The organism is Stenotrophomonas thermophila (assembly GCF_001499715.1).
GTDB lineage: Bacteria > Pseudomonadota > Gammaproteobacteria > Xanthomonadales > Xanthomonadaceae > Stenotrophomonas > Stenotrophomonas hibiscicola.
On sequence record NZ_CVIW01000009.1, the window covers coordinates 22,560 to 41,752 of the forward strand.

General features: G+C 65.8%; 17 protein-coding genes and 1 tRNA gene. 2 read left to right on the forward strand and 16 right to left on the reverse strand.

Going from position 1 to position 19,193, the window contains the following annotated elements; genetic code table 11:
- Positions 1-14: 14 nt before the first annotated feature.
- Positions 15-497, reverse strand: coding sequence for a hypothetical protein (locus BN1263_RS05625; protein WP_058980112.1), 483 nt, complete (start codon positions 495-497; stop codon positions 15-17).
- Between the two features lie 222 nt (positions 498-719).
- Between BN1263_RS05625 and BN1263_RS05630 the strand changes: the two genes are divergently transcribed.
- Positions 720-3,050 carry a TonB-dependent receptor gene (locus tag BN1263_RS05630; RefSeq protein ID WP_058980114.1) on the forward strand — a complete coding sequence of 777 codons (2,331 nt, stop codon included), beginning with the start codon at positions 720-722 and terminating at the stop codon, positions 3,048-3,050.
- A 30-nt stretch (positions 3,051-3,080) separates the two neighbouring features.
- Positions 3,081-3,620, forward strand: a complete 540-nt coding sequence (locus BN1263_RS05635) for a DUF4189 domain-containing protein (protein ID WP_260832916.1) — start codon at positions 3,081-3,083, stop codon at positions 3,618-3,620.
- Between the two features lie 95 nt (positions 3,621-3,715).
- On the opposite strand, the gene BN1263_RS05640 is transcribed toward BN1263_RS05635, so the two are convergent.
- The 15 genes from BN1263_RS05640 to rlmE all read right to left on the reverse strand — a co-directional run bounded on the left by BN1263_RS05640 (position 3,716) and on the right by rlmE (position 19,153).
- Positions 3,716-3,808: transfer RNA gene (locus tag BN1263_RS05640), tRNA-Ser, on the reverse strand.
- A gap of 78 nt (positions 3,809-3,886) precedes the next feature.
- Entirely contained in the window at positions 3,887-4,090 is a 204-nt protein-coding gene (gene csrA / locus BN1263_RS05645; RefSeq protein WP_004152909.1) for a carbon storage regulator CsrA, read from the reverse strand.
- 146 nt (positions 4,091-4,236) lie between these two features.
- Positions 4,237-6,885 (reverse strand): alanine--tRNA ligase, encoded by a 2,649-nt coding sequence (gene alaS / locus BN1263_RS05650; protein ID WP_058980116.1) that lies wholly within the window; start codon positions 6,883-6,885, stop codon positions 4,237-4,239.
- Positions 6,886-6,994: 109 nt separating this feature from the next.
- A complete protein-coding gene (gene recX, locus BN1263_RS05655) occupies positions 6,995-7,486 on the reverse strand; it encodes a recombination regulator RecX (RefSeq protein WP_058980118.1) in 492 nt (163 codons plus the stop codon).
- A gap of 110 nt (positions 7,487-7,596) precedes the next feature.
- Positions 7,597-8,634, reverse strand: a complete 1,038-nt coding sequence (gene recA, locus BN1263_RS05660) for a recombinase RecA (protein WP_026346904.1) — start codon at positions 8,632-8,634, stop codon at positions 7,597-7,599.
- 204 nt (positions 8,635-8,838) lie between these two features.
- Positions 8,839-9,474, reverse strand: a complete 636-nt coding sequence (gene lexA / locus BN1263_RS05665; protein ID WP_005412936.1) for a transcriptional repressor LexA — start codon at positions 9,472-9,474, stop codon at positions 8,839-8,841.
- A 209-nt stretch (positions 9,475-9,683) separates the two neighbouring features.
- Positions 9,684-11,366: a 2-polyprenylphenol 6-hydroxylase gene (ubiB, locus tag BN1263_RS05670; RefSeq protein ID WP_058980171.1), complete on the reverse strand. Its 1,683-nt coding sequence runs from the start codon at positions 11,364-11,366 to the stop codon at positions 9,684-9,686.
- Between the two features lie 34 nt (positions 11,367-11,400).
- Positions 11,401-11,895: a CinA family protein gene (locus BN1263_RS05675; protein WP_058980173.1), complete on the reverse strand. Its 495-nt coding sequence runs from the start codon at positions 11,893-11,895 to the stop codon at positions 11,401-11,403.
- A 119-nt stretch (positions 11,896-12,014) separates the two neighbouring features.
- Positions 12,015-13,325 carry a ribosome rescue GTPase HflX gene (hflX, locus tag BN1263_RS05680; RefSeq protein WP_005412934.1) on the reverse strand — a complete coding sequence of 437 codons (1,311 nt, stop codon included), beginning with the start codon at positions 13,323-13,325 and terminating at the stop codon, positions 12,015-12,017.
- Between the two features lie 14 nt (positions 13,326-13,339).
- A complete protein-coding gene (hfq, locus tag BN1263_RS05685; RefSeq protein WP_004152891.1) occupies positions 13,340-13,615 on the reverse strand; it encodes an RNA chaperone Hfq in 276 nt (91 codons plus the stop codon).
- A 96-nt stretch (positions 13,616-13,711) separates the two neighbouring features.
- On the reverse strand, positions 13,712-14,665 hold the full coding sequence (gene miaA, locus BN1263_RS05690) for a tRNA (adenosine(37)-N6)-dimethylallyltransferase MiaA (protein WP_058980123.1): 954 nt from the start codon (positions 14,663-14,665) through the stop codon (positions 13,712-13,714).
- Positions 14,665-15,561: a dihydropteroate synthase gene (folP, locus tag BN1263_RS05695; protein WP_058980125.1), complete on the reverse strand. Its 897-nt coding sequence runs from the start codon at positions 15,559-15,561 to the stop codon at positions 14,665-14,667. Before folP ends, miaA begins: the two co-directional genes overlap by 1 nt.
- A gap of 668 nt (positions 15,562-16,229) precedes the next feature.
- On the reverse strand, positions 16,230-16,415 hold the full coding sequence (locus BN1263_RS05700; RefSeq protein ID WP_021202558.1) for a hypothetical protein: 186 nt from the start codon (positions 16,413-16,415) through the stop codon (positions 16,230-16,232).
- Positions 16,416-16,516: 101 nt separating this feature from the next.
- A complete protein-coding gene (gene ftsH, locus BN1263_RS05705) occupies positions 16,517-18,451 on the reverse strand; it encodes an ATP-dependent zinc metalloprotease FtsH (RefSeq protein WP_058980127.1) in 1,935 nt (644 codons plus the stop codon).
- 69 nt (positions 18,452-18,520) lie between these two features.
- Positions 18,521-19,153 (reverse strand): 23S rRNA (uridine(2552)-2'-O)-methyltransferase RlmE, encoded by a 633-nt coding sequence (gene rlmE, locus BN1263_RS05710; RefSeq protein WP_005409014.1) that lies wholly within the window; start codon positions 19,151-19,153, stop codon positions 18,521-18,523.
- Between the last annotated feature and the right edge of the window lie 40 nt (positions 19,154-19,193).

A 19,193-nucleotide genomic window follows, 5' to 3' on the forward strand; every position in this document is an offset into this window, starting at 1 on the left:
CTCAGGCGGCGCCGCTACGGTATCCGTTTGAACAGGTTGGTCTGCAGGATCGGCGTCCCGTCGTGACCGTAGAACGCCTTGGTCTCGGTCATGGTCGCCTGATCACCGGCCACGGTGTAGATACGGGTGGAGGCCGGCGTACCGTGGTCCACCAGCTGCATCACCAGGGTGTTCGGCGCCGGCAGTTTCAGGTTGGCCTTGTCCGCGCCGTAGGTGCCGGACAGGGGCCCCGGCGTACCGTCGAGCGCCAGCGTGCCGTCGGATTTCATGGTCTTGCCATCGTGCAGCACGATGTCCACGTGTGAACTCCAACGACCACCACCGGCATCCTTGAACTCAAGTACCACATGCTTCGGGCGCTGCGCTTCGGGTAGCGCAGACGTGGCGATATCCAGCGACCAGCGCCCCAGCAGCGGTGAAGGCGAAGCCTCCACGGCCAGCGCCGGAACGGCGGCCAGCGAAAGCGCAGACAACAACACAGCGGACAGCAGCTTCATACGTTGCTCCGTTTCCGTGAAGAAGATGCTGCGTGAAGCGCTGTGGGGCGCAGCATCCGGATCGTGCACAGCATCGGCGCCCCGCACAAGGCAGAGCGCTGAACGGCCGGCAACCTCATTCGCGCCTCCCGTGTGTTCGGCCTCGCGACTAGAGCCAAAACGCCCTTGTTTGCCCGCAATAGTTACATTATAACATTTCACGTAATCTTCACGGAGCGTGTCATGCGTCGCCATCTGCTTGCTGCTGCCATTCTGTTCGCCGTCCACACCGCCCAGGCCGCGGACGAACCCACCCTCCCCACCCTCCAGGTCCAGGCCAGCCAGCCCTCCCGTACCGACAGCCGGGTCACTGTCGACAATCCACAGGCGCAGAACCGCACCCTCGGCGGCCTGCTCGAACACGTCTCCGGCGTGCAGAGCAGCGCCTTCGGGCCAAACGCGGGCGCTCCGGTCATCCGCAGCCTCAGCGGCAACCGCGTGCAGATCCTGCAGGACGGCCAGTCCATCCTCGGCATGAACGCGATCAGCGGCGACATCAACATTCCGTTCGATCCGCTGTTCGTACGCAGTGTGACCGTCAACAAGTCCTCCGACACCGTGCGCTACGGCGGCAATGCGATCGGAGGCAGCGTGGAGATCGATCCGGGCCTGATGTCGCGCAGCATGGAAGACAAGGACCAGTCGATGGAACTGGTCCTGCGCAAGGGCTTCAATGCCGCCGACGCGCAGGGCTTCCGCATGAACTTCAACAACCAGCGCAACCTCTCGACCAACCTGCAGGTCTCTCGGCAGCGCATCTCGCACTACGACATCCCCGGCAACAGCAAGGCCAGTGTCTGCAACACCCGACTGTTTCCGCCGACCGGCGGCGTCAACTCGGCGCTGGCCGACAGCTGCCAGAAGGAGGCGCGCGTCCAGCAGATCTACAACAAGGCCTCGCAACCTTACATCGACCAGTTCATGACCGAGAACCCGGACTGGGCCGATGGTGATTTCTCGTTCTACACCAACAACCCGACTTCGTTCTGGCAACGCCGTACCTATATCAATCCGGTCAATCCGGCCTATGTCGCCGGCACGCCGTCGTACGTACAGAAGCAGATCAACAATGATGTGACGCCCGATTACCATCACCGGTTGGCCAACAGTTACGCGCGCAATTCGCAGGTGGCGTTCGGGTCGACCCTGTTCTTCGACCGTGGTTACGTGGGTGTCAGCATCGATGCCAAGGACAGCGAATACGGCGTGCCCGGGTTCTCGATGCAGAACCTGTCGTTCGGTTCCAACTACGCCAACGCATTGCCGGTGGGCGTGGTGATCAAGCAGGAACGCTACGCACTGGAAGCCCTGTTGCGCGACCCGCTGCCGTGGTTCGAGCGCGCCGAACTGCGTGTTTCGAAGCTGGACAACACCTCGGGCGAACGGCTGGGTGCCTCCCGGGCCAACGACTACGATTTCGAGAGCACCCAGGCCGAGCTGCTGCTCAGCCATCAGCGCGTCGGTCCGCTCGGCGGCCTGCTCGGTTACAGCCACCAGTCGCGTGATGTCACCGGCAGCGGCTCGCTGCGCTACCTGCCTGACGTCGACACCCGCAGCAATGCAGTGTTCCTGAAGGAGACGCTGGACTACGGCTGGGCCAGTTTCGACGCTGGCCTGCGCCACGAGCGTGTCGACCACGAACTGCAGCCGAGCCGCTTCAAGACCGCGCGCAATGCCGCCAACACGAAACTGCAGGATCGTTCCTACCGGCTCAACAGCTACGGCCTGGGTTCGTATGTCGAGCTCGGTCCGTTGTTCGCCGCCAAGGTGCGCTACTCGTCCTCGCAGCGCGCACCGGAGATCAATGAGTTGTATGCGAGCAACGCGCACTACTCGGTGATGACCCAGGAAGAAGGCAACCAGAACCTCGAGCCAGAGCGCGCGAAAAACCTGGAGCTGACCGGACTGTTGCATATCGGAGGGTTCGAACTGTCGGCCACCGCGTATCGGATGAAGTACGAGAACTATCTGTACCTGGGTTACTCGGGCCTGCAGACCGCCAACCGCTTGCCGCTGAAATACTGGAAGCAGACCGACACCACGGTGAAGGGCTTCGAGATCGACGCATCGCAGGCTCTGGACCTTGGCCGCTATGGCACGTTGAACATCTCCGCCTTCGCCGACCTGGTGAAGAACAAGGCCGATCACCCCGATTCGCTGCGTGCCCACAACGACGGCGAGTACCTGCCGAACATGCCGACCAACCGCTACGGCGCCAATCTGCAGTGGCAACGCGAGGGGTGGAAGGCGCAGCTGTCCAGCACCTACTACGACACGCAGAAGTACCTCGGCCGCAACGTCAGCGAGGAAGTGCCACTGGATGCCTTCAACCTGGTCGACCTGCAGGTCAGCCGTGAGCTGCCGGTACGCAACAGCTACATCGCCGGCATGGAGGTGTTCGTCAACGGCAGCAATCTGCTCAATGAAGAAGCACGCCCGCACAACTCGCCGTTGAAGTACATCGCGCCGTTGCCGGGGCGTGGTTTCCAGGTGGGGGTGACGGTGAGGCTCTGACGGTCAACCGATGGCGCCGCCCGCGGTTCGATGAACTGCGGGCTCGGCGTAGTGGCGGCAACGTTGCGTTTCAAACTCGGTCTGATCCACCATCAGCAGAAAATGGAGATGGGAATGAACTGGATGCGCCCCCTGTCACTTGGCCTGTTGCTGTGCCTGTCATCCGGCGCCAACGCGGCCTCCGCCATCGTCTACGACGACGATGGCCGCTACGGCTACGCCATGAACCACAGCACGCTGTCGGCCGCGATGCAGCGCGCACTGCAGCACTGCGCCGTTCGGTCCCGCAACTGTGCGCAGACTGCCACGACCACCGCGGTGGGATATTCGGCGATCGCTACCGGCACCGTCGCCATGGGCTTTGCACTTGGGGAAAAGACGGCGGACGCCGCACAACGCAAAGCGGAAAGAATGTGCAGGCAACGTGCCAATGACTGCACACTGGCAATTCTCTGGCGCGAAACGCCAAGCGGCATTGCGCCGCCCGCTCATCCGGGTCATGCGGTGCCGGAGCCCAGGCTCTATTCCTCGCCCGAAGTCGGGCAGGACGCGGCTGGCACCACCCACTAGGCCTGCACAACGCCCGTGCGGCGTGGCCGTGTGTTACCGCGTTGAACAAAGAAAAACGCCTGCAGATCGAGGATCTGCAGGCGCTTCTTTGTATCTGGCGGAGTGAGAGGGATTCGAACCCTCGATAGAGCTTTTGACCCTATACTCCCTTAGCAGGGGAGCCCCTTCGGCCACTCGGGCATCACTCCGGGGTTTTCTCCGCGTCTGGTGCGTTGCACCTCAGCGGGGCGTGAATCATAACGTTAATCGAGTGCGAAGGTAAAGCGTTATTCGGCAGAATTTTCGCTACCGGTGCCACCGGCTTCATCACCACGCTGGATGCGCTGATAGATCTCTTCGCGATGCACAGCGACGTCCTTCGGCGCGGTGATGCCGATACGCACCTGGTTACCCTTGACGCCAAGCACGGTGACGCTCACCGAGTCACCGATCATCAGGGTTTCGCCGACGCGGCGAGTCAGGATCAACATTTTTGTAAGTCTCCATGGAACCGTGTGGAAGGGTATCCCCCACCGGCTTGACGCTCCGTCAAGAAGCGCTACCACGACAAAGGGAAAAGATTCGCAATGGTACCGTCAGCCGTCCCGCTCCTACAAGGAGGGGACGGCCAGGTTCATCACAGGCGGGGGCTGACCCATTCGACGACCGCAGCCAGCGCGGTGGCAAGGGCGGGCCCGTCCTCGCCACCACCCTGGGCGAGGTCCGGGCGTCCGCCGCCCTTGCCCCCGATCTGACTGGCGATATGGGACAACAGTTCCCCGGCCTTGACCTTGCCCATTGCGCTGCCGTTCACACCCGCAACCAGGGCAGCCTTGCCGTCCTGGGCGCCGGCCAGCACGATCACCGCGTCGCCCAGCTGCTGCTTGAGGCGGTCCATGGCGTCACGCAGGGCCTTGGCGTCGAAGCCCTCCAGGCGGGCGGCCAGCACCTTCACGCCGGCAACCTCGACGGCCTGGCCGGACAGGTCGGCCGTGGCGCCGGCGGCGACCTTGGCCTTCACGGCCTCCAGTTCGCGCTCCAGCTGCTTCTGGCGCTGGCCGAGGGCACGGATCTTCTCGACCACGTCGGCGGCGCTGCCGCCGAGCAGTTCAGCGGCCTCGGCCAGGCGGGCCTCCTCGGCGTCCACGTAGTCCAGGGCACCCTGGCCGGTGACCGCCTCGATGCGGCGCACGCCCGCGGAGACGCCGCCCTCGGAGGTGATCTTGAACAGGCCGATGTCGCCGGTACGGTTGACGTGGGTACCACCGCACAGCTCGGTGGAGTAGTCACCCATCTTCAGCACGCGCACGTGCTCGCCGTACTTCTCGCCGAACAGGGCCATCGCGCCGAAGTCCAGCGCTTCCTGCATGCCCATGGTGTGGACTTCGGCCGCGTTGTTTGCGCGCACCTGCTGGTTGACCTTGCGCTCGATCACGGCAAGCTCTTCCGCGCTGATCGGCTGGAAGTGCGAGAAGTCGAAACGCAGGCGGTCCGGCGCGACCAGCGAGCCCTTCTGCTGCACGTGGGTGCCCAGCACTTCGCGCAGGGCAGCGTGCAGCAGATGGGTGGCCGAATGGTTGAGGATGGTGGCGCCGCGGCGCTCGCCATCGACCTGGCCGGACAGCACATCGCCCACTTTCAGGCCGCCGTCGGACAGGGTGCCGACGTGGCCATGGAACTGGCCAGCGAACTTCTGGGTGTCTTCCACCACCAGGCGCACTCCGTTGCCGGTGAGCACGCCGGTGTCGCCGACCTGACCACCGGATTCGGCGTAGAACGGGGTCTGGTCGGTGATCACGATGACTGCGTCACCGGCATCGGCCGACTGCACCGGACGACCGTCCTTGAGCAGGGCCAGCACGCTCAGGCCGTCGGCCTGCAGGCGGTCATAGCCCAGGAACAGGGTCGGGCTGAGCGTTGCCACCAGCTCGGCCGGCAGGGTCACGCCGCCGCCGAACTTGCCGGCTGCGCGTGCGGTCTCGCGCTGCTGCTCCATTGCGGCGTCGAAGCCGGCGATGTCGACGGTCAGGTCGCGCTCGCGGGCGATGTCCTGGGTCAGGTCGAGCGGGAAACCGTAGGTGTCGTAAAGGCGGAAGGCGTCAACGCCCGGGATCACGCCGTTGCTGGCCTTGCCGGCCACGTCCTCGAAGATCTTCATGCCGGCATCGAGGGTTTCGGCGAAACGCTCTTCTTCGGCCTGCAGCGCACGGGTGACGGTGTCCACCGCCGCCGGCAGTTCCGGATAGGCCTCGCCCATCTGCTCGACCAGGGTCGGCACCAGCTTGCTGAAGAACGGCTGCCGCACGCCCAGCATCCAGCCGTGGCGCAGGGCGCGGCGGATGATACGGCGCAGCACGTAGCCACGGCCTTCGTTGGACGGCAGCACGCCATCGACGATCAGGAACGAACAGGCGCGGATGTGATCGGCGATCACGCGCAGCGACTTGTTTTCCAGGTCGGCGGTGCCGGTCAGCTCGGCGGCCTTGCGGATCAGCGCCTGGAACAGGTCGATCTCGTAGTTGGTGTGAACGTGCTGCAGGATCGCCGCCAGTCGCTCCAGGCCCATGCCGGTATCCACGCACGGCGCCGGCAGCGGCACCAGGGTGCCGTCGGGCTGGCGGTCGAACTGCATGAACACCAGGTTCCAGATTTCGATGAAGCGGTCGCCGTCTTCATCCGGCGAACCCGGGGGGCCACCGGCGATGTGGTCGCCGTGGTCATAGAAGATCTCGGTGCACGGGCCGCACGGACCGGTGTCGGCCATCTGCCAGAAGTTGTCCGAGGCGAACGGTGCGCCCTTGTTGTCGCCGATGCGCACGATGCGCTCTTCCGGCACACCGACCATGTCACGCCACAGTTCGTAGGCTTCGTCGTCGGTCTGGTACACGGTAACCAGCAGGCGCTCGGCCGGCAGCTTCCAGACCTGGGTCAGCAGCTCCCAGGCCCAGGCGATCGCGTCCTTCTTGAAGTAATCGCCGAACGACCAGTTGCCCAGCATCTCGAAGAAGGTGTGGTGGCGTGCGGTGTAGCCAACCTGGTCGAGATCGTTGTGCTTGCCGCCCGCGCGCAGGCAGCGCTGGACATCGGCCGCGCGCACGTAGCTGCGCTTTTCCGCGCCGAGGAACACGTCCTTGAACTGCACCATGCCGGAGTTGGTGAACAGCAGGGTCGGATCATTGCCCGGCACCAGCGGCGCCGACGGCACGATGGTGTGGCCTTTGCCCTTGAAGAATTCAAGGAAATCGCTGCGGATCTGGGAAGTCGTGAATTTGGCGGATGCGTTCATTGGGGGCTGGCAGTCTGCGGGCCGGCGGACCCGGACCACCGGCCGCGTTGGCCAGGGTCGCGAGGGACCGCCGAAAACCTAAAGGGTATCAGGCCCGGCGCCGCCAGTCTCAGTCATCCGGGTCGTAGCGGGTCGCGCGGCGGATGCTATCGCCGTCGAAGCCCCGTCGGGCCAGCAGATCGGCGGCCTTGCGCCGCTGCGCCAGGTCCTGCGGGCCGGCCTCGCCAAAGCGCCTGCGGACCAGATCGCGAGCATTTTCCTGCCAGTCGCCTTCGTAGCTGTCCATCGCTGCGGCAATCGCGGCACTGTCCAGGCCGTGGGTGCCAAGCTCGGCGCGGACATGGATGGGCCCATAGCCGGTGTTGGCGCGCATCCGCACCAGGTTCTCAGCGAAGCGGGTGTCGTCCTGCCAGCCGGCCTGGGTCAGCTTGGCGACAGCGGCCTGCGCGGCTTCGTCTTCAATGCCACGGGCGGTCAGCTTGCGGGTGAGTTCCTTGCGCGAGTGTTCGCGGCGGACCAGAAGGCCCAGCGCCCGCTGCACGGGAGTCTGCTCACGCGGTCGGCGCTTGCGGCCGGTCGGAATGTCTTCGGCGTCGGACATGAGTACTCCAAGGGTGGCGCCATCCGTGGCACCCAGCCCATCCATGGGCGATTCGAACCTGCGGGACAGGGCGACGTCACTGACGGCGCCGCCCTGCCCCACAGCAAGCCTTACTCGTCGTCGCCTTCGTCGTCACCATCCTCGCGGGCCGCTTCGGCCGGCTGGAACTTCTCGCGCAGTTCCGCCTCGAGCTTTGCAGCGACGGTCGGGTTGTCGCGCAGGTAGCCGCGGGCGTTGTCCTTGCCCTGGCCGATGCGTTCTTCACCGTAGCTGTACCAGGCGCCGGCCTTTTCGACCAGCTTGGCATCCACGCCCATGTCGATCAGTTCGCCCTCGCGGCTGATGCCTTCGCCGTACAGGATCTCAGTGATGACCTGCTTGAACGGAGGCGCCAGCTTGTTCTTGACCACCTTGATCTTGGTCTGGTTGCCGATGATCTCGTCACCCTTCTTGATCGCGCCGATACGGCGGATGTCCAGGCGGACCGAGGCATAGAACTTCAGCGCGTTGCCGCCCGTGGTGGTTTCCGGGCTCTGGCCCGGCATCATCACGCCGATCTTCATGCGCAGCTGGTTGATGAAGATCACCAGGGTGTTGGAGCGCTTGATGTTGCCGGTCAACTTGCGCAGCGCCTGGCTCATCAGGCGGGCCTGCAGACCCGGCAGCTGGTCACCCATCTCGCCTTCGATTTCGGCCTTCGGGGTCAGTGCGGCGACCGAGTCGACCACCAGGATGTCGACCGAGCCCGAACGGACCAGCATGTCGGCGATTTCCAGCGCCTGCTCACCGGTATCCGGCTGCGACAGCAGCAGGTCGTCCACGTTCACGCCCAGCTTGGCGGCATAGATCGGGTCCAGCGCGTGCTCGGCATCGATGAAGGCGGCGGTGCCACCCATCTTCTGGCATTCGGCGATGGCCTGCAGGGTCAGCGTGGTCTTGCCCGAGGATTCCGGCCCGTAGATCTCAACGACACGGCCCTTCGGCAGACCGCCAATGCCCAGTGCGATGTCGAGCATCAGCGAACCGGTCGGGATGGCTTCGACGGGCTCGACCACGCGGTCGCCCATGCGCATCACCGAGCCCTTGCCGAACTGCTTCTCGATCTGGCCCAGAGCAGCAGCCAAGGCGCGCTTCTTGTTCTCGTCCATCGTATTGGTCCTTGCAGAGGTCATGTCGTTGGGGGTGCTGTCTTTGGGGGTCTTCTTTGCCATGGGTTCACTTTAAGTCGGACGTATCGCACAGGCTGAGATTCTGCCCGGCGCTCTGAAAAGAATTATCGGACATCCGTACCAACCTCAGTGGAACCAGAGAATCGCCACAAAAGACCGCGGGGTAATGCGCTATGGAACGGGTCAACGGTTGGGCCGCAGCAGGCCGCAATAGAGGCCCTCGATCGCGAAATCCTGGTCCGGCAGCACCTCGATCGGCTTGTAATCGGGATTGCGCGGCAGCAGGCGGATGCGGTCCTTGGCGATCTTCAGCAGCTTGACCGTGATCTCGTCATCGATGCGCGCCACCACGATCTGCCCGGAATGGGCGTCGCGGGTGCGGTGCACACCGATCAGGTCACCGTCGAAGATGCCCTCGTCGATCATCGAATCGCCCTGCACCTTCAGCAGGTAGTCCGGCGCCGGCGAGAAGAACACCCGGTCCAGCACCACGAAATCGTCCGAGCCGATGTCGGCGCCGATCGGCAGGCCGGCCGCAACCCGGCCCAGCACCGGCAGGCGCAGCACACTGTCGGGCAGGCCCGGCTCGGCCAGCTTCTCGACCGGCGGCGCCTGCACCAGGCGGATGCCGCGGGCCTGGCCCGGGATGCGACGGATCGCACCGGCCTGCTCCAGGGCTTCCAGGTGGTACTGGGCCGCGCGCACGCCCTTGAAGCCGAACGCACGTGCGATTTCAGTCTGCGAGGGCGGTGCGCCTTCGCTCTCGATACGCTCGGCGATCAACTGCAGGATCGCCTGCTGGGTGTCGGTCAGGTCCATGGTTAGTAGTATTACTACTAACGCACACAACTGCAAGTGCCGGGTACGACAAACAGGTGATGGGGATCTGTAGTGCCGAGCCATGCTCGGCAGTTGGGCCAATGGCCGGGCGGCAAAGGCAAAAGCAAGAGCAGCCGACCAGCGGTCGGCCCTACAGGAATCGCGCAGCGATTCCACGGTTCCGATGGGGAACCGCTGCGGCAAGCACACTATGTGTGCTTGCCGCTCCTCCATATGGAGAACAGGATCCACACACCACAGAAGCCGGCGCCGATGAAGCCGCACACGCCCAGCGCCAGCAGCCAGCGGCTGGAAACCCCGCCGACGCTGTGCATCACGATCGACGAGCCGATGATCAGGGCAGCCGTGATCACGCCTACCACCAGCCGGTTTGCCGCACGGTTCACCTGTTCGCCGAAGCCCTGCAGCGCGGTGGTTTCGACCTTCAGCTGCAGTCGTCCGCGGCGCGCCGCCTGCACCAGCTTGCGCAGGTCGCGCGGCAGCTCACCGGCGAAGTCGACCAGCCCCAGCAGGCTGCGGCGGCCACGCTTGAGCAGCGCCTTGGGCGCATAGCGCTGCAGCACTACCCGCTCCAGGAACGGGCGCGCGGCACTGGCCATGTCGAAATCCGGGTCGAGCTGGCGGCCCATGCCTTCCAGGGTCAGGAAGGCCTTGATCATCAGCGCCAGATCGGCCGGCAACGTCAGACTGTAGCTGCGCAGCAGCTGGGTGATATCGCCCAGCATCAGGCCGATACGCAGGTCCTTCAGCGGCACGCCGCGGTACTGGTCGACGAACTGGCTGATGTCGTGCTGCAGCCGGTTCTCGTCCACTTCCACGCCACCGGCCCAGTCCAGCAACACGTCGGCCACGCCCTGCGGGTCCTGCTCGACCAGCCCGTGCAGCAGCTGCGCGACCTGGAAGCGGCGCGCCTCGGACAGCGCGCCGACCATGCCGAAATCGATCACGCCGATGCGGCCGTCGCGCAGGTAGATGATGTTGCCCGGGTGTGGATCCGCGTGGAAGCTGCCGTCCTCCAACACCATCTTCAACACGATGCCGGCGCCGCGCCGGGCCAGTTCGCGGCGGTCCAGCCCGGCCGCATCGACACCGGCAAGGTTACGGCCGGGAATGCCGTCGACGAAGTCCTGCACGTTCAGGCTTTCGCAGGTCCACTGCCAGTGCACGCTGGGAATCAGGATGTCGTCGCGGCCGCTGAAGTTGCGCGCGATGCGTTCGGCGTTACGGCATTCGGCGGCGAAATCCAGTTCGCGTCGCAGCGACACGGTGAACTGCTGCACGACCTCGGCCGGACGATAGCGGCGCAGGTCTGGCAGCCGCGCCTCGACAATCTCGGCCAGGCGGGCCAGCAGCCGCAGATCGGCCTCGACCACATCGCGGATGCCGGGCCGCCGGATTTTCAGCACCACCTCACGGCCATCGTGGAGCCGGGCGCGATGGGCCTGCGCCAGCGAGGCGGCGGCCATCGGGGTTTCATCGAGGAAGGCGAACACCTCCGTCGGCGAGGCGCCAAGGTCGGCTTCGAGCTGCTCGCGGATATCCGCGTACGGCAGCGCCGGCACCGCGTTCTGCAGTTCGGACAGTTCAGCGATCCATTCCGGCGGCAGCAGGTCAACGCGCGTCGCCAGCACCTGCCCGAGCTTGACGAAAGTGGGACCCAGATCCTGCATAGCGCTGCGCACACGCACCGGCGCGGTCATCCGCAGCAGTTCCTGGCGGTCCTCGTTCCAGTGCAGCAGGCGCCCTGCCCGCTCCAGCGTGGTGGCCAGGCCGATGCGCCGCACCACGTCGCCGAAGCCATAGCGGATCAGGACGACGGCGATTTCCTGCAGTCGGCCCAGGTCACGGACAGTACCCAGCGTCTCCCACATCATGCGTGCTCCGGACGATTACCGGAGCAGCATGTCACAGCTGGGCGTCGATACCGCGCAATGCCGCCGCCACGGTTTGCCGGCGGATGGCTTCGCGGTCGCCGTCGAACTGGAACAGCTCGGCGCGGGCATAGCCGCCACGGCGCTTCCAGCCAATCCAGACACTGCCGACCGGCTTGTCCGGGCCCCCGCCACCGGGGCCGGCAATGCCGGTCACCGCCACGGCGATGCCGGCACCGGAATTGACCAGCGCGCCGGAGACCATTTCCAGCACGGTTTCGCGGCTGACCGCACCGAACTGCTCCAGGGTCTGCGCGCGCACGCCGAGCAGGCGCTGCTTGGCTTCGTAGCTGTAGACCACCATGCCGCAGTCGAAGAACGCCGACGAGCCGGCAATGTCGGTCATGCACTTGGCGATCCAGCCACCACTGCAGCTTTCGGCGGTCACCAGCTGCAGCGAGGCCTGCTGCAGGCGCTGTCCGAGCGCGGCGGACTGGGCATTGAGATCGGCGTCGGTGGGGATGGACATCGGCATGACGGTGGGGTGAAGAACCACGTTGTACCGCAGATGACAGGCGGATGTCGCGCCCCTCCGGCACGGTTGCGTTGCCGGCCAGCGGCCGGCACTACCGGGCCCCGGTCGCTACCTCACCACTCCGGCAGTTTTTCCGGCAGCAGCGCGCGGATCGGGGCGCCATCGGCACTGGCGGCCAGCTTTTCGGCTTCGGCGATCGGCAGGTCGACCTGCAGCAGCCAACCATCCTCATCGGCCTGCTCGCTGCGGATCACCTCCAGCTGGTGCAGGCGCGCGCGCAGGCGGCCTGCATCCGGGGGAAGACGCAGTTCGCCGGTGACATGCTGCAGGCCCAGGCGCTTGCCCAGCACCGCCTGCAACAGCTCCAAGCCCTGACCGTCACGCGCGGAAATCCACACCCGCTCGCGACGCGATTCGTCCGGGATACCGTCCTGGCCGTCGTGGCGCACGTCGGCGCCGTCAATGCGGTCGATCTTGTTGAACACCAGCAGCTGCGGCAGATCGCCGGCACCGACTGCGGTCAGCACTTCGTCCACCTGGGCGATGCGCTCCTCGCGGTGCGGGTCGGCAGCATCGACCACGTGCAGCAGGAAATCGGCCTCGCGCGCCTCGGACAGGGTCGAGCGGAACGCAGCGACGAGGTCATGGGGCAGGTCGCGGACGAAGCCAACGGTGTCGGCCAGCACCACGTTGCCGCCCGGCACCGCGATGCGGCGCACGGTCGGATCCAGCGTGGCGAACAGCTGGTCGGCGGCATAGGCCTCGGCGCCGGTCATGGCGTTGAACAGGGTCGACTTGCCGGCGTTGGTGTAGCCCACCAGTGCCACACGGGGCAGCTCGCTGCGCACACGCGCACGACGCATCTGGGTGCGCTGCACTTCCACCTTTTCCAGGCGCTTCTGCAACTGCTCGACCCGCTTCTGCAGCAGGCGGCGGTCGGTTTCCAGCTGGGTTTCACCCGGGCCGCGCAGGCCAATTGAACCACCGCGCTGGCGCTCCAGGTGGGTCCAGCCGCGCACCAGCCGCGTGGCCAGATGCCGCAGCTGCGCCAGCTCGACCTGCAGCTTGCCCTCGTGGCTGTGCGCACGCTGGGCGAAGATATCCAGGATCAGGCCGGTACGGTCGATCACCCGGCGCTCCAGGAACCGTTCCAGGTTGCGCTCCTGGCCCGGGCTCAACGCATGGTTGACCAGGATCAGGTCGGCACCGCTGGCGTCGGCCGCAGCCTTGATCTCGTCCAGCTTGCCGCTGCCGATCAGGGTCGACGGATTCGGTCGGTCCAGGCGCGCAGTGATCGTCGCGGCGATGCTGGCCCCAGCCGAGCGGGCCAGATCACCGAATTCTTCCAGCACATCGTCTTCCAGCTTGCCGAAATGGGGCTGGATCAACAGGGCGTGTTCGCCCTTTTTCGAGCGGTCAAACATTCACCGCTCCGGTCTTACTCGTCTGCTTCATCGCCTGCCTGACCACCTTCACCCGACTGCACGTAACCACCGCCCGGACCGACCTTCACGTTACGTGCCGGAACGACCGTGGAAATGGCGTGCTTGTAGACCATCTGACTGACCGTGTTGCGCAGCAGGACCACGAACTGGTCGAACGACTCGATCGTGCCCTGCAGCTTGATGCCGTTGACCAGGTACACCGAAACCGGCACGCGCTCGCGCCGAAGTGCGTTCAAGAAAGGATCCTGCAGCGATTGCCCCTTGGACATTGCACACTCCTGATTATTGTTCTTATTGGGTTGCCGACGGTTGCCACGGCCCCCGAGCCGCCCGCCGACCGATGATGTTACACGGCTGGCGGGGGTTCAGCGTGCGACGAAGGTCGACACCGCGCCGGCCAGGCGCTCCCCATCGACATGGGGGTCGAACCAGCGCGCATCAAGCTCGCCGCGCAGCCAGGTCAGCTGGCGCTTGGCCAGCTGCCGGGTGGCGAAGATGGCCTTGTCACGGAAACGGGCAGCATCGCCCTCCCCGTCCAGGTATTCCCAGGCCTGGCGATAGCCAACCGCGCGCACCGCGGGCAGGTCCAGCGGCGCCGCCACGGCGGTCATTTCCGGCATTGCACGCAATGCCCGCACCTCGTCCAGGAAGCCCTGCGCCAGCATGGCGTCGAAGCGCGCCTCGATGCGCTGGTGCAGTACCGCGCGGTCACGCGGGGCGAGGATCAGCTTGAGGGTGCGCACCGGCAACGGCGCGACGCCCGGCCGGCGCTGCCATTCACTGATCGGCGTGCCGGTGAGGCGATAGACCTCCAGCGCCCGCTGGATGCGTTGCGGGTCGGTGGCATGGATACGTGCGGCGGCGGCCGGGTCGACCTTGGCCAGCTCGGCGTGCAGTGCCGCCCAGCCCCGCTCGGCCGCCTCGGTGCTGAGTGCTTCGCGCATCACCGGGTCGGCCTCCGGCATCGGCGACAGGCCCTGCAGCAGGGCCCGGAAGTACAGCCCCGTGCCACCTGCCAGGATCGGCGTTTTGCCGCGTGCGACGATGTCGGCCACGACGCGGCCGGCATCGGCGGCGAACTCGGCCGCCGAATAGGTCTGCCACGGATCGCGCAGGTCCAGCAGATGGTGAGGCGCCTGCGCCCGCTCGGCCGCATCCGGCTTGGCCGAGCCGATATCCAGATGCCGATAGACCAGCGCCGAATCGACGCTGACGATCTCGCCATCCAGCTGCTTCGCAAGGGCGATCGCGGTGGCGGTCTTGCCACTGGCGGTCGGCCCCATTACGGCGATCGCCAGTGGCCGCCGGTCGATGCCCATCAGTCTTCGTCCGGCCAGCGGATCGTCGGCGTGGCGTCGGCGCGCGGCGTTGGCACGGCCTCGACGGCCTGCCAGATCTTCAGCGCATCGACGGTGGCGGCCACGTCATGCACGCGCACGATGCGTGCGCCACGCTGGACTGCGATCAGGTGCGCGGCCACCGAAGCCGCCACCCGCTCGGACGCCGCGTCGCGGCCGGTCAGCTCGCCCAGGCTGCGCTTGCGCGACAGGCCGGCCAGCATCGGCACGCCCAGTTCCAGGAAGTGTTCCGAGCGCGCCAGCAGGGTCATGTTGTGGGCGGTGGTCTTGCCGAAACCGAAACCGAGATCGATCAGCAGGTTCTTCTTTGCGATGCCCGCCATTTCGGCAGCGAACAGGCGCTGCACCAGGAAACCGTGCACCTCGGCGACCACGTCGTCGTACTGCGGATCGGCCTGCATGTGGCCCGGCTCACCCTGCATGTGCATCAGCACCACCGGCACGCCGGTTCCAGCGGCGGCGTCCAGCGCCCCTTTCTGACGCAGGCCGTAGATGTCGTTGATCATGCCGGCGCCGGCGGCTACGGCCGCGCGCATCACCTCCGGCTTGAAGGTATCGATGCTGATCGGCACCCGGGTACGGGCAGCCAGCTGCTCGATCACCGGAATCACCCGGCGCCGCTCTTCTTCAATCGACACCGGCGTAGCGCCCGGGCGGGTCGATTCGCCGCCGATGTCCAGCAGGTCCGCGCCCTCCTCGACCAGCTTGAGGCCATGGGCGACCGCGGCCTCGGTGGTGTCGTGCGCGCCGCCATCGGAGAACGAGTCCGGGGTGACGTTGACGATGCCCATGACCCGGGCACGGTCGAGGCGCAGGATGCGGCCGGCGCAATCGAGCTGGGGCGAGGTATCGAACATGGGCAATCCTGCTGGGACAACGGCAGGTAGTTTAGTTCGGCAGGGCGGCGCCCTGCACCCGCAGAGGCAACGGCCACAGCAAAAGCCCAAGCAACAGCAGAGGCTGGTTTCCTGAGGGTAGGCGGGGTGGGCCCGGTTGCGGGGGCCGCTGCAAGTACGTCCATGTAAGCTCGGTCGCCGCTTGCTCGTGTGCGCTGTGCTGCGCACACGGCAAGACCGGGGTTGGGCGTCCTGCCCAACCCGCCCGAGGCATGCCTCGGGCCCATGCGGCTCACGCCCCCGCAACCGGACCCACCCCGCCTTCGACAGATTTCCACGATCTGTCGGGCCTTGTTTTCTGTAGAGCCGAGCCATGCTCGGCTCAGATCTCCCGGATATCGAGATGTTCGATTTAGATGGAGATTCATCCACGCATGGCGTGGATCTACGTGTCGACCAAGGTCGACACCCACCAACAGCAGCAGGAATCTGTCAGAGGTGGGGCTGAGTCGGAGGGCGGGGTGTCAGCCGCATGGATGCGGCTGCCAAGCTTACAGGGACGTACTTGCAGCGTCCCCGCACTCCGACACCGCCCCGCCATCCTACGGAAAGCCCGCTGTTGCTGTTGAGGTTGCCGGCCAGCGGCCGGCACTACCACGGGTGCAGGGCGCAGCCCTGCCGACACCCCCTCAACGGCGGCGGCGCTTGCGGTCCACGTACAGGGTCCTGGCAATGCTCAGCACGATGCCGACCCCGATACCCACCACGCAGCCCAGCAGCAGGTTGTCGGCCCCAAGGCCCACACCCACGCCGACCACGGTGGCGATGACCATTTCGGCGGTGTGGGAAATCGGTTCGGGCTTCGGGGCGGACATGCGGGCTCCAGCGTCAGATCGGATCTTCGGGATGGGCCAGTGGCCCGGAAACGACGAAGCCGGGTTGCCCCGGCCTCGTCTGGTGCACCTGCAGGGGGCCGTCAGTGCGATTCGGCCGGGCCCGCGATCGGCGGCAGCGGACGGGCGTCGCCGCCCTTGTCGTTGCCACCGTCCTTGTTCGACTTGCTCCAGCCCGCCGGCGGCGGCGGATCACGGCCTTCCATGATCGCGTCGATCTGCGGCGCGTCGATGGTCTCGTACTGCAGCAGCAGCTGGGACATCGCGTGCAGCTTGTCGATGTTCTCGGTCAGCAGCTGGGTAGTACGGGCGTAGGCCTTGTCGAGGATATTGCGCACTTCCTCGTCGATACGGCGCGCCGTGTCGTTGGACACGCTCTTGTGCTGGGTGACCGACCGGCCCAGGAACACCTCATCGTCCTCTTCGCCATAGGCGATCGGACCGAGCTGCTCGGACAGGCCCCACTTGGTGACCATGTTGCGGGCCATCTTGGTGGCACGCTCGATGTCGTTGGAGGCACCGGTGGTGACCTTGTCCTCGCCGAAAATCAGCTCTTCGGCGACGCGGCCGCCGTACAGCGAGCACAGCTGCGACTGGATCGCGACGCGGTTCATCGAGTACTTGTCGCCTTCCGGCAGGTACATGGTCACACCCAGCGCACGGCCACGCGGAATGATCGTGACCTTGTAGACCGGATCATGCTCGGGTACCAGACGGCCGACAATGGCGTGACCGGCTTCGTGGTAGGCGGTGAGGGTCTTCTCCTCTTCGCTCATGGCCATCGAGCGGCGCTCGGCGCCCATCAGGATCTTGTCGCGGGCACGGTCGAAGTGGTCCATGCGGACTTCCTTCTCGTTGCCACGCGCAGCGAACAAGGCGGCCTCGTTGCAAAGGTTGGCCAGGTCGGCGCCGGAGAAGCCCGGGGTACCGCGCGCGATCACCATCGGCTCGACGTCGTCGGCCAGCGGCAGCTTGCGCATGTGGACCTTCAGGATGTGCTCGCGGCCCTTCACGTCCGGCAGGCCGACCACGACCTGGCGGTCGAAACGGCCCGGGCGCAGCAGCGCCGGGTCCAGCACGTCCGGACGGTTGGTCGCGGCGATCACGATCACGCCTTCGCCGCCTTCAAAACCGTCCATCTCGACCAGCAGCTGGTTCAGGGTCTGCTCGCGCTCGTCGTGGCCGCCGCCCAGGCCGGCGCCACGGTGGCGGCCGACAGCGTCGATTTCATCGATGAAGATGATGCACGGGGCATGCTTCTTGGCCTGCTCGAACATGTCGCGCACGCGGCTGGCGCCGACGCCGACGAACATTTCCACGAAGTCCGAACCGGAGATCGAGAAGAACGGCACCTTGGCTTCGCCGGCAATGGCCTTGGCCAGCAGCGTCTTGCCGGTACCCGGCGGGCCCACCATCAGCACGCCGCGCGGAATCTTGCCGCCCAGCTTGGTGAACTTGGACGGGTCGCGCAGGAAGTCGACCAGCTCGCCCACTTCTTCCTTGGCCTCGTCGCAGCCGGCGACGTCGGCGAAGGTGACCTTGATCTGGTCCTCGCCCTGCAGCTTGGCGCGCGACTTGCCGAAGGACATCGCGCCCTTGGCACCGCCACCGCCGCCCTGCATCTGGCGCATGATGAACAACCAGAAGCCGATGATCAGGATGACCGGCAGGAAATTCATCAGGATCGCGCCGAGGGAAATGCCGCTGGACGGCTCCTCCTGCACGATCTCCACGTTCTTGGTGCGCAGCACGTTGATCAGGTCGCGATCGAACGGTGCGGTGATGGTGGATGTCTGCCCGCCGCGGGTGGTGTAGGTCAGCTGGCTGGTGCCGCCGCGCATGTCGCCGCCGAAGGCGACCTTCTGCACGTTGCCGCTGTCCACCTGGTCCAGGAACTGCGAGTACGACGCGCCCTGCGCGCCGGCTCCGGAGGACTTCGGCGAGAAGCTCTGGAAGACCACCATCAGCACGACGGCGACGACCACCCATAGCAGGAGGTTCTTGGTCAAGTCGTTCATCCTCATTGGCTCCGGTGTTCCTCTCAGTGCTGGCGTTGCGTGGGGGTCGAACTTGCGTACATTGCGAGCTTACTTCATGTGGGCGCGTTTTCCCTGACCCAAGGCATACACCTCGGGAGAGCGCTTGCGCGAGGCTTCCGGCTTGCGGATGGAGACCTTGTCGTACCGGCGGCGCATGTCGCGCACGTAGTCGTCAAAGCCTTCACCCTGGAACAGCTTGATCAGGAACGCCCCACCGGTCTTGAGGTGGTTGTCGGCAAAATCCAGGGCCAGCTCCGCCAGGTGCATCATCCGCGGCTGGTCGACCGCACCCACACCACTCTTATTGGGGGCCATGTCCGACAGCACAAGGTCTACCGGCTGGTCCCCGAGCATGGCTTCAAACTGCGATAGGACGGCTTCTTCCCTGAAGTCACCATGAAGGAACTCCACGCCGGCCAGCGGCGGCATGTCCAGGATGTCCAAGGCCAGCACCCGGCCGGTATCGCCGATCTGTCTCCGCACCTGTTGAGACCAGCCGCCCGGGGCCGCGCCGAGGTCGACCACCACCATGTGCGGCTTCAGCAACCGGTCACGTTCCAGCAGCTCTTCGAGCTTGTAGGCGGCACGCGAGCGCATGCCTTCGGCCTGGGCCTTCTTCACGAAGGGGTCGGAGAAGTGTTCCTTGAGCCAGCGCTGGCTGCTTTTGCTGCGGGTAGCCATTGAAAATAGGGGCTGATGGGGTCCTCATGATACCCTGATC

Excerpts from the sequence above, each read along its gene's own strand:
- ftsH (WP_058980127.1), bottom strand. The coding sequence starts at position 18,451 with ATGAACGACTTGACCAAGAACCTCCTGCTATGGGTGGTCGTCGCCGTC.
- rlmE (WP_005409014.1), bottom strand. The coding sequence starts at position 19,153 with ATGGCTACCCGCAGCAAAAGCAGCCAGCGCTGGCTCAAGGAACACTTC.
- BN1263_RS05700 (WP_021202558.1), bottom strand. The coding sequence starts at position 16,415 with ATGTCCGCCCCGAAGCCCGAACCGATTTCCCACACCGCCGAAATGGTC.
- alaS (WP_058980116.1), bottom strand. The coding sequence starts at position 6,885 with ATGAACGCATCCGCCAAATTCACGACTTCCCAGATCCGCAGCGATTTC.
- lexA (WP_005412936.1), bottom strand. The coding sequence starts at position 9,474 with ATGGACCTGACCGACACCCAGCAGGCGATCCTGCAGTTGATCGCCGAG.
- recA (WP_026346904.1), bottom strand. The coding sequence starts at position 8,634 with ATGGACGAGAACAAGAAGCGCGCCTTGGCTGCTGCTCTGGGCCAGATC.
- hflX (WP_005412934.1), bottom strand. The coding sequence starts at position 13,325 with ATGTTTGACCGCTCGAAAAAGGGCGAACACGCCCTGTTGATCCAGCCC.
- BN1263_RS05675 (WP_058980173.1), bottom strand. The coding sequence starts at position 11,895 with ATGTCCATCCCCACCGACGCCGATCTCAATGCCCAGTCCGCCGCGCTC.
- folP (WP_058980125.1), bottom strand. The coding sequence starts at position 15,561 with ATGTTCGATACCTCGCCCCAGCTCGATTGCGCCGGCCGCATCCTGCGC.
- csrA (WP_004152909.1), bottom strand. The coding sequence starts at position 4,090 with ATGTTGATCCTGACTCGCCGCGTCGGCGAAACCCTGATGATCGGTGAC.
- recX (WP_058980118.1), bottom strand. The coding sequence starts at position 7,486 with ATGTCCGACGCCGAAGACATTCCGACCGGCCGCAAGCGCCGACCGCGT.
- BN1263_RS05635 (WP_260832916.1), top strand. The coding sequence starts at position 3,081 with ATGAACTGCGGGCTCGGCGTAGTGGCGGCAACGTTGCGTTTCAAACTC.
- BN1263_RS05625 (WP_058980112.1), bottom strand. The coding sequence starts at position 497 with ATGAAGCTGCTGTCCGCTGTGTTGTTGTCTGCGCTTTCGCTGGCCGCC.
- miaA (WP_058980123.1), bottom strand. The coding sequence starts at position 14,665 with ATGGGCATCGACCGGCGGCCACTGGCGATCGCCGTAATGGGGCCGACC.
- hfq (WP_004152891.1), bottom strand. The coding sequence starts at position 13,615 with ATGTCCAAGGGGCAATCGCTGCAGGATCCTTTCTTGAACGCACTTCGG.
- ubiB (WP_058980171.1), bottom strand. The coding sequence starts at position 11,366 with ATGTGGGAGACGCTGGGTACTGTCCGTGACCTGGGCCGACTGCAGGAA.
- BN1263_RS05630 (WP_058980114.1), top strand. The coding sequence starts at position 720 with ATGCGTCGCCATCTGCTTGCTGCTGCCATTCTGTTCGCCGTCCACACC.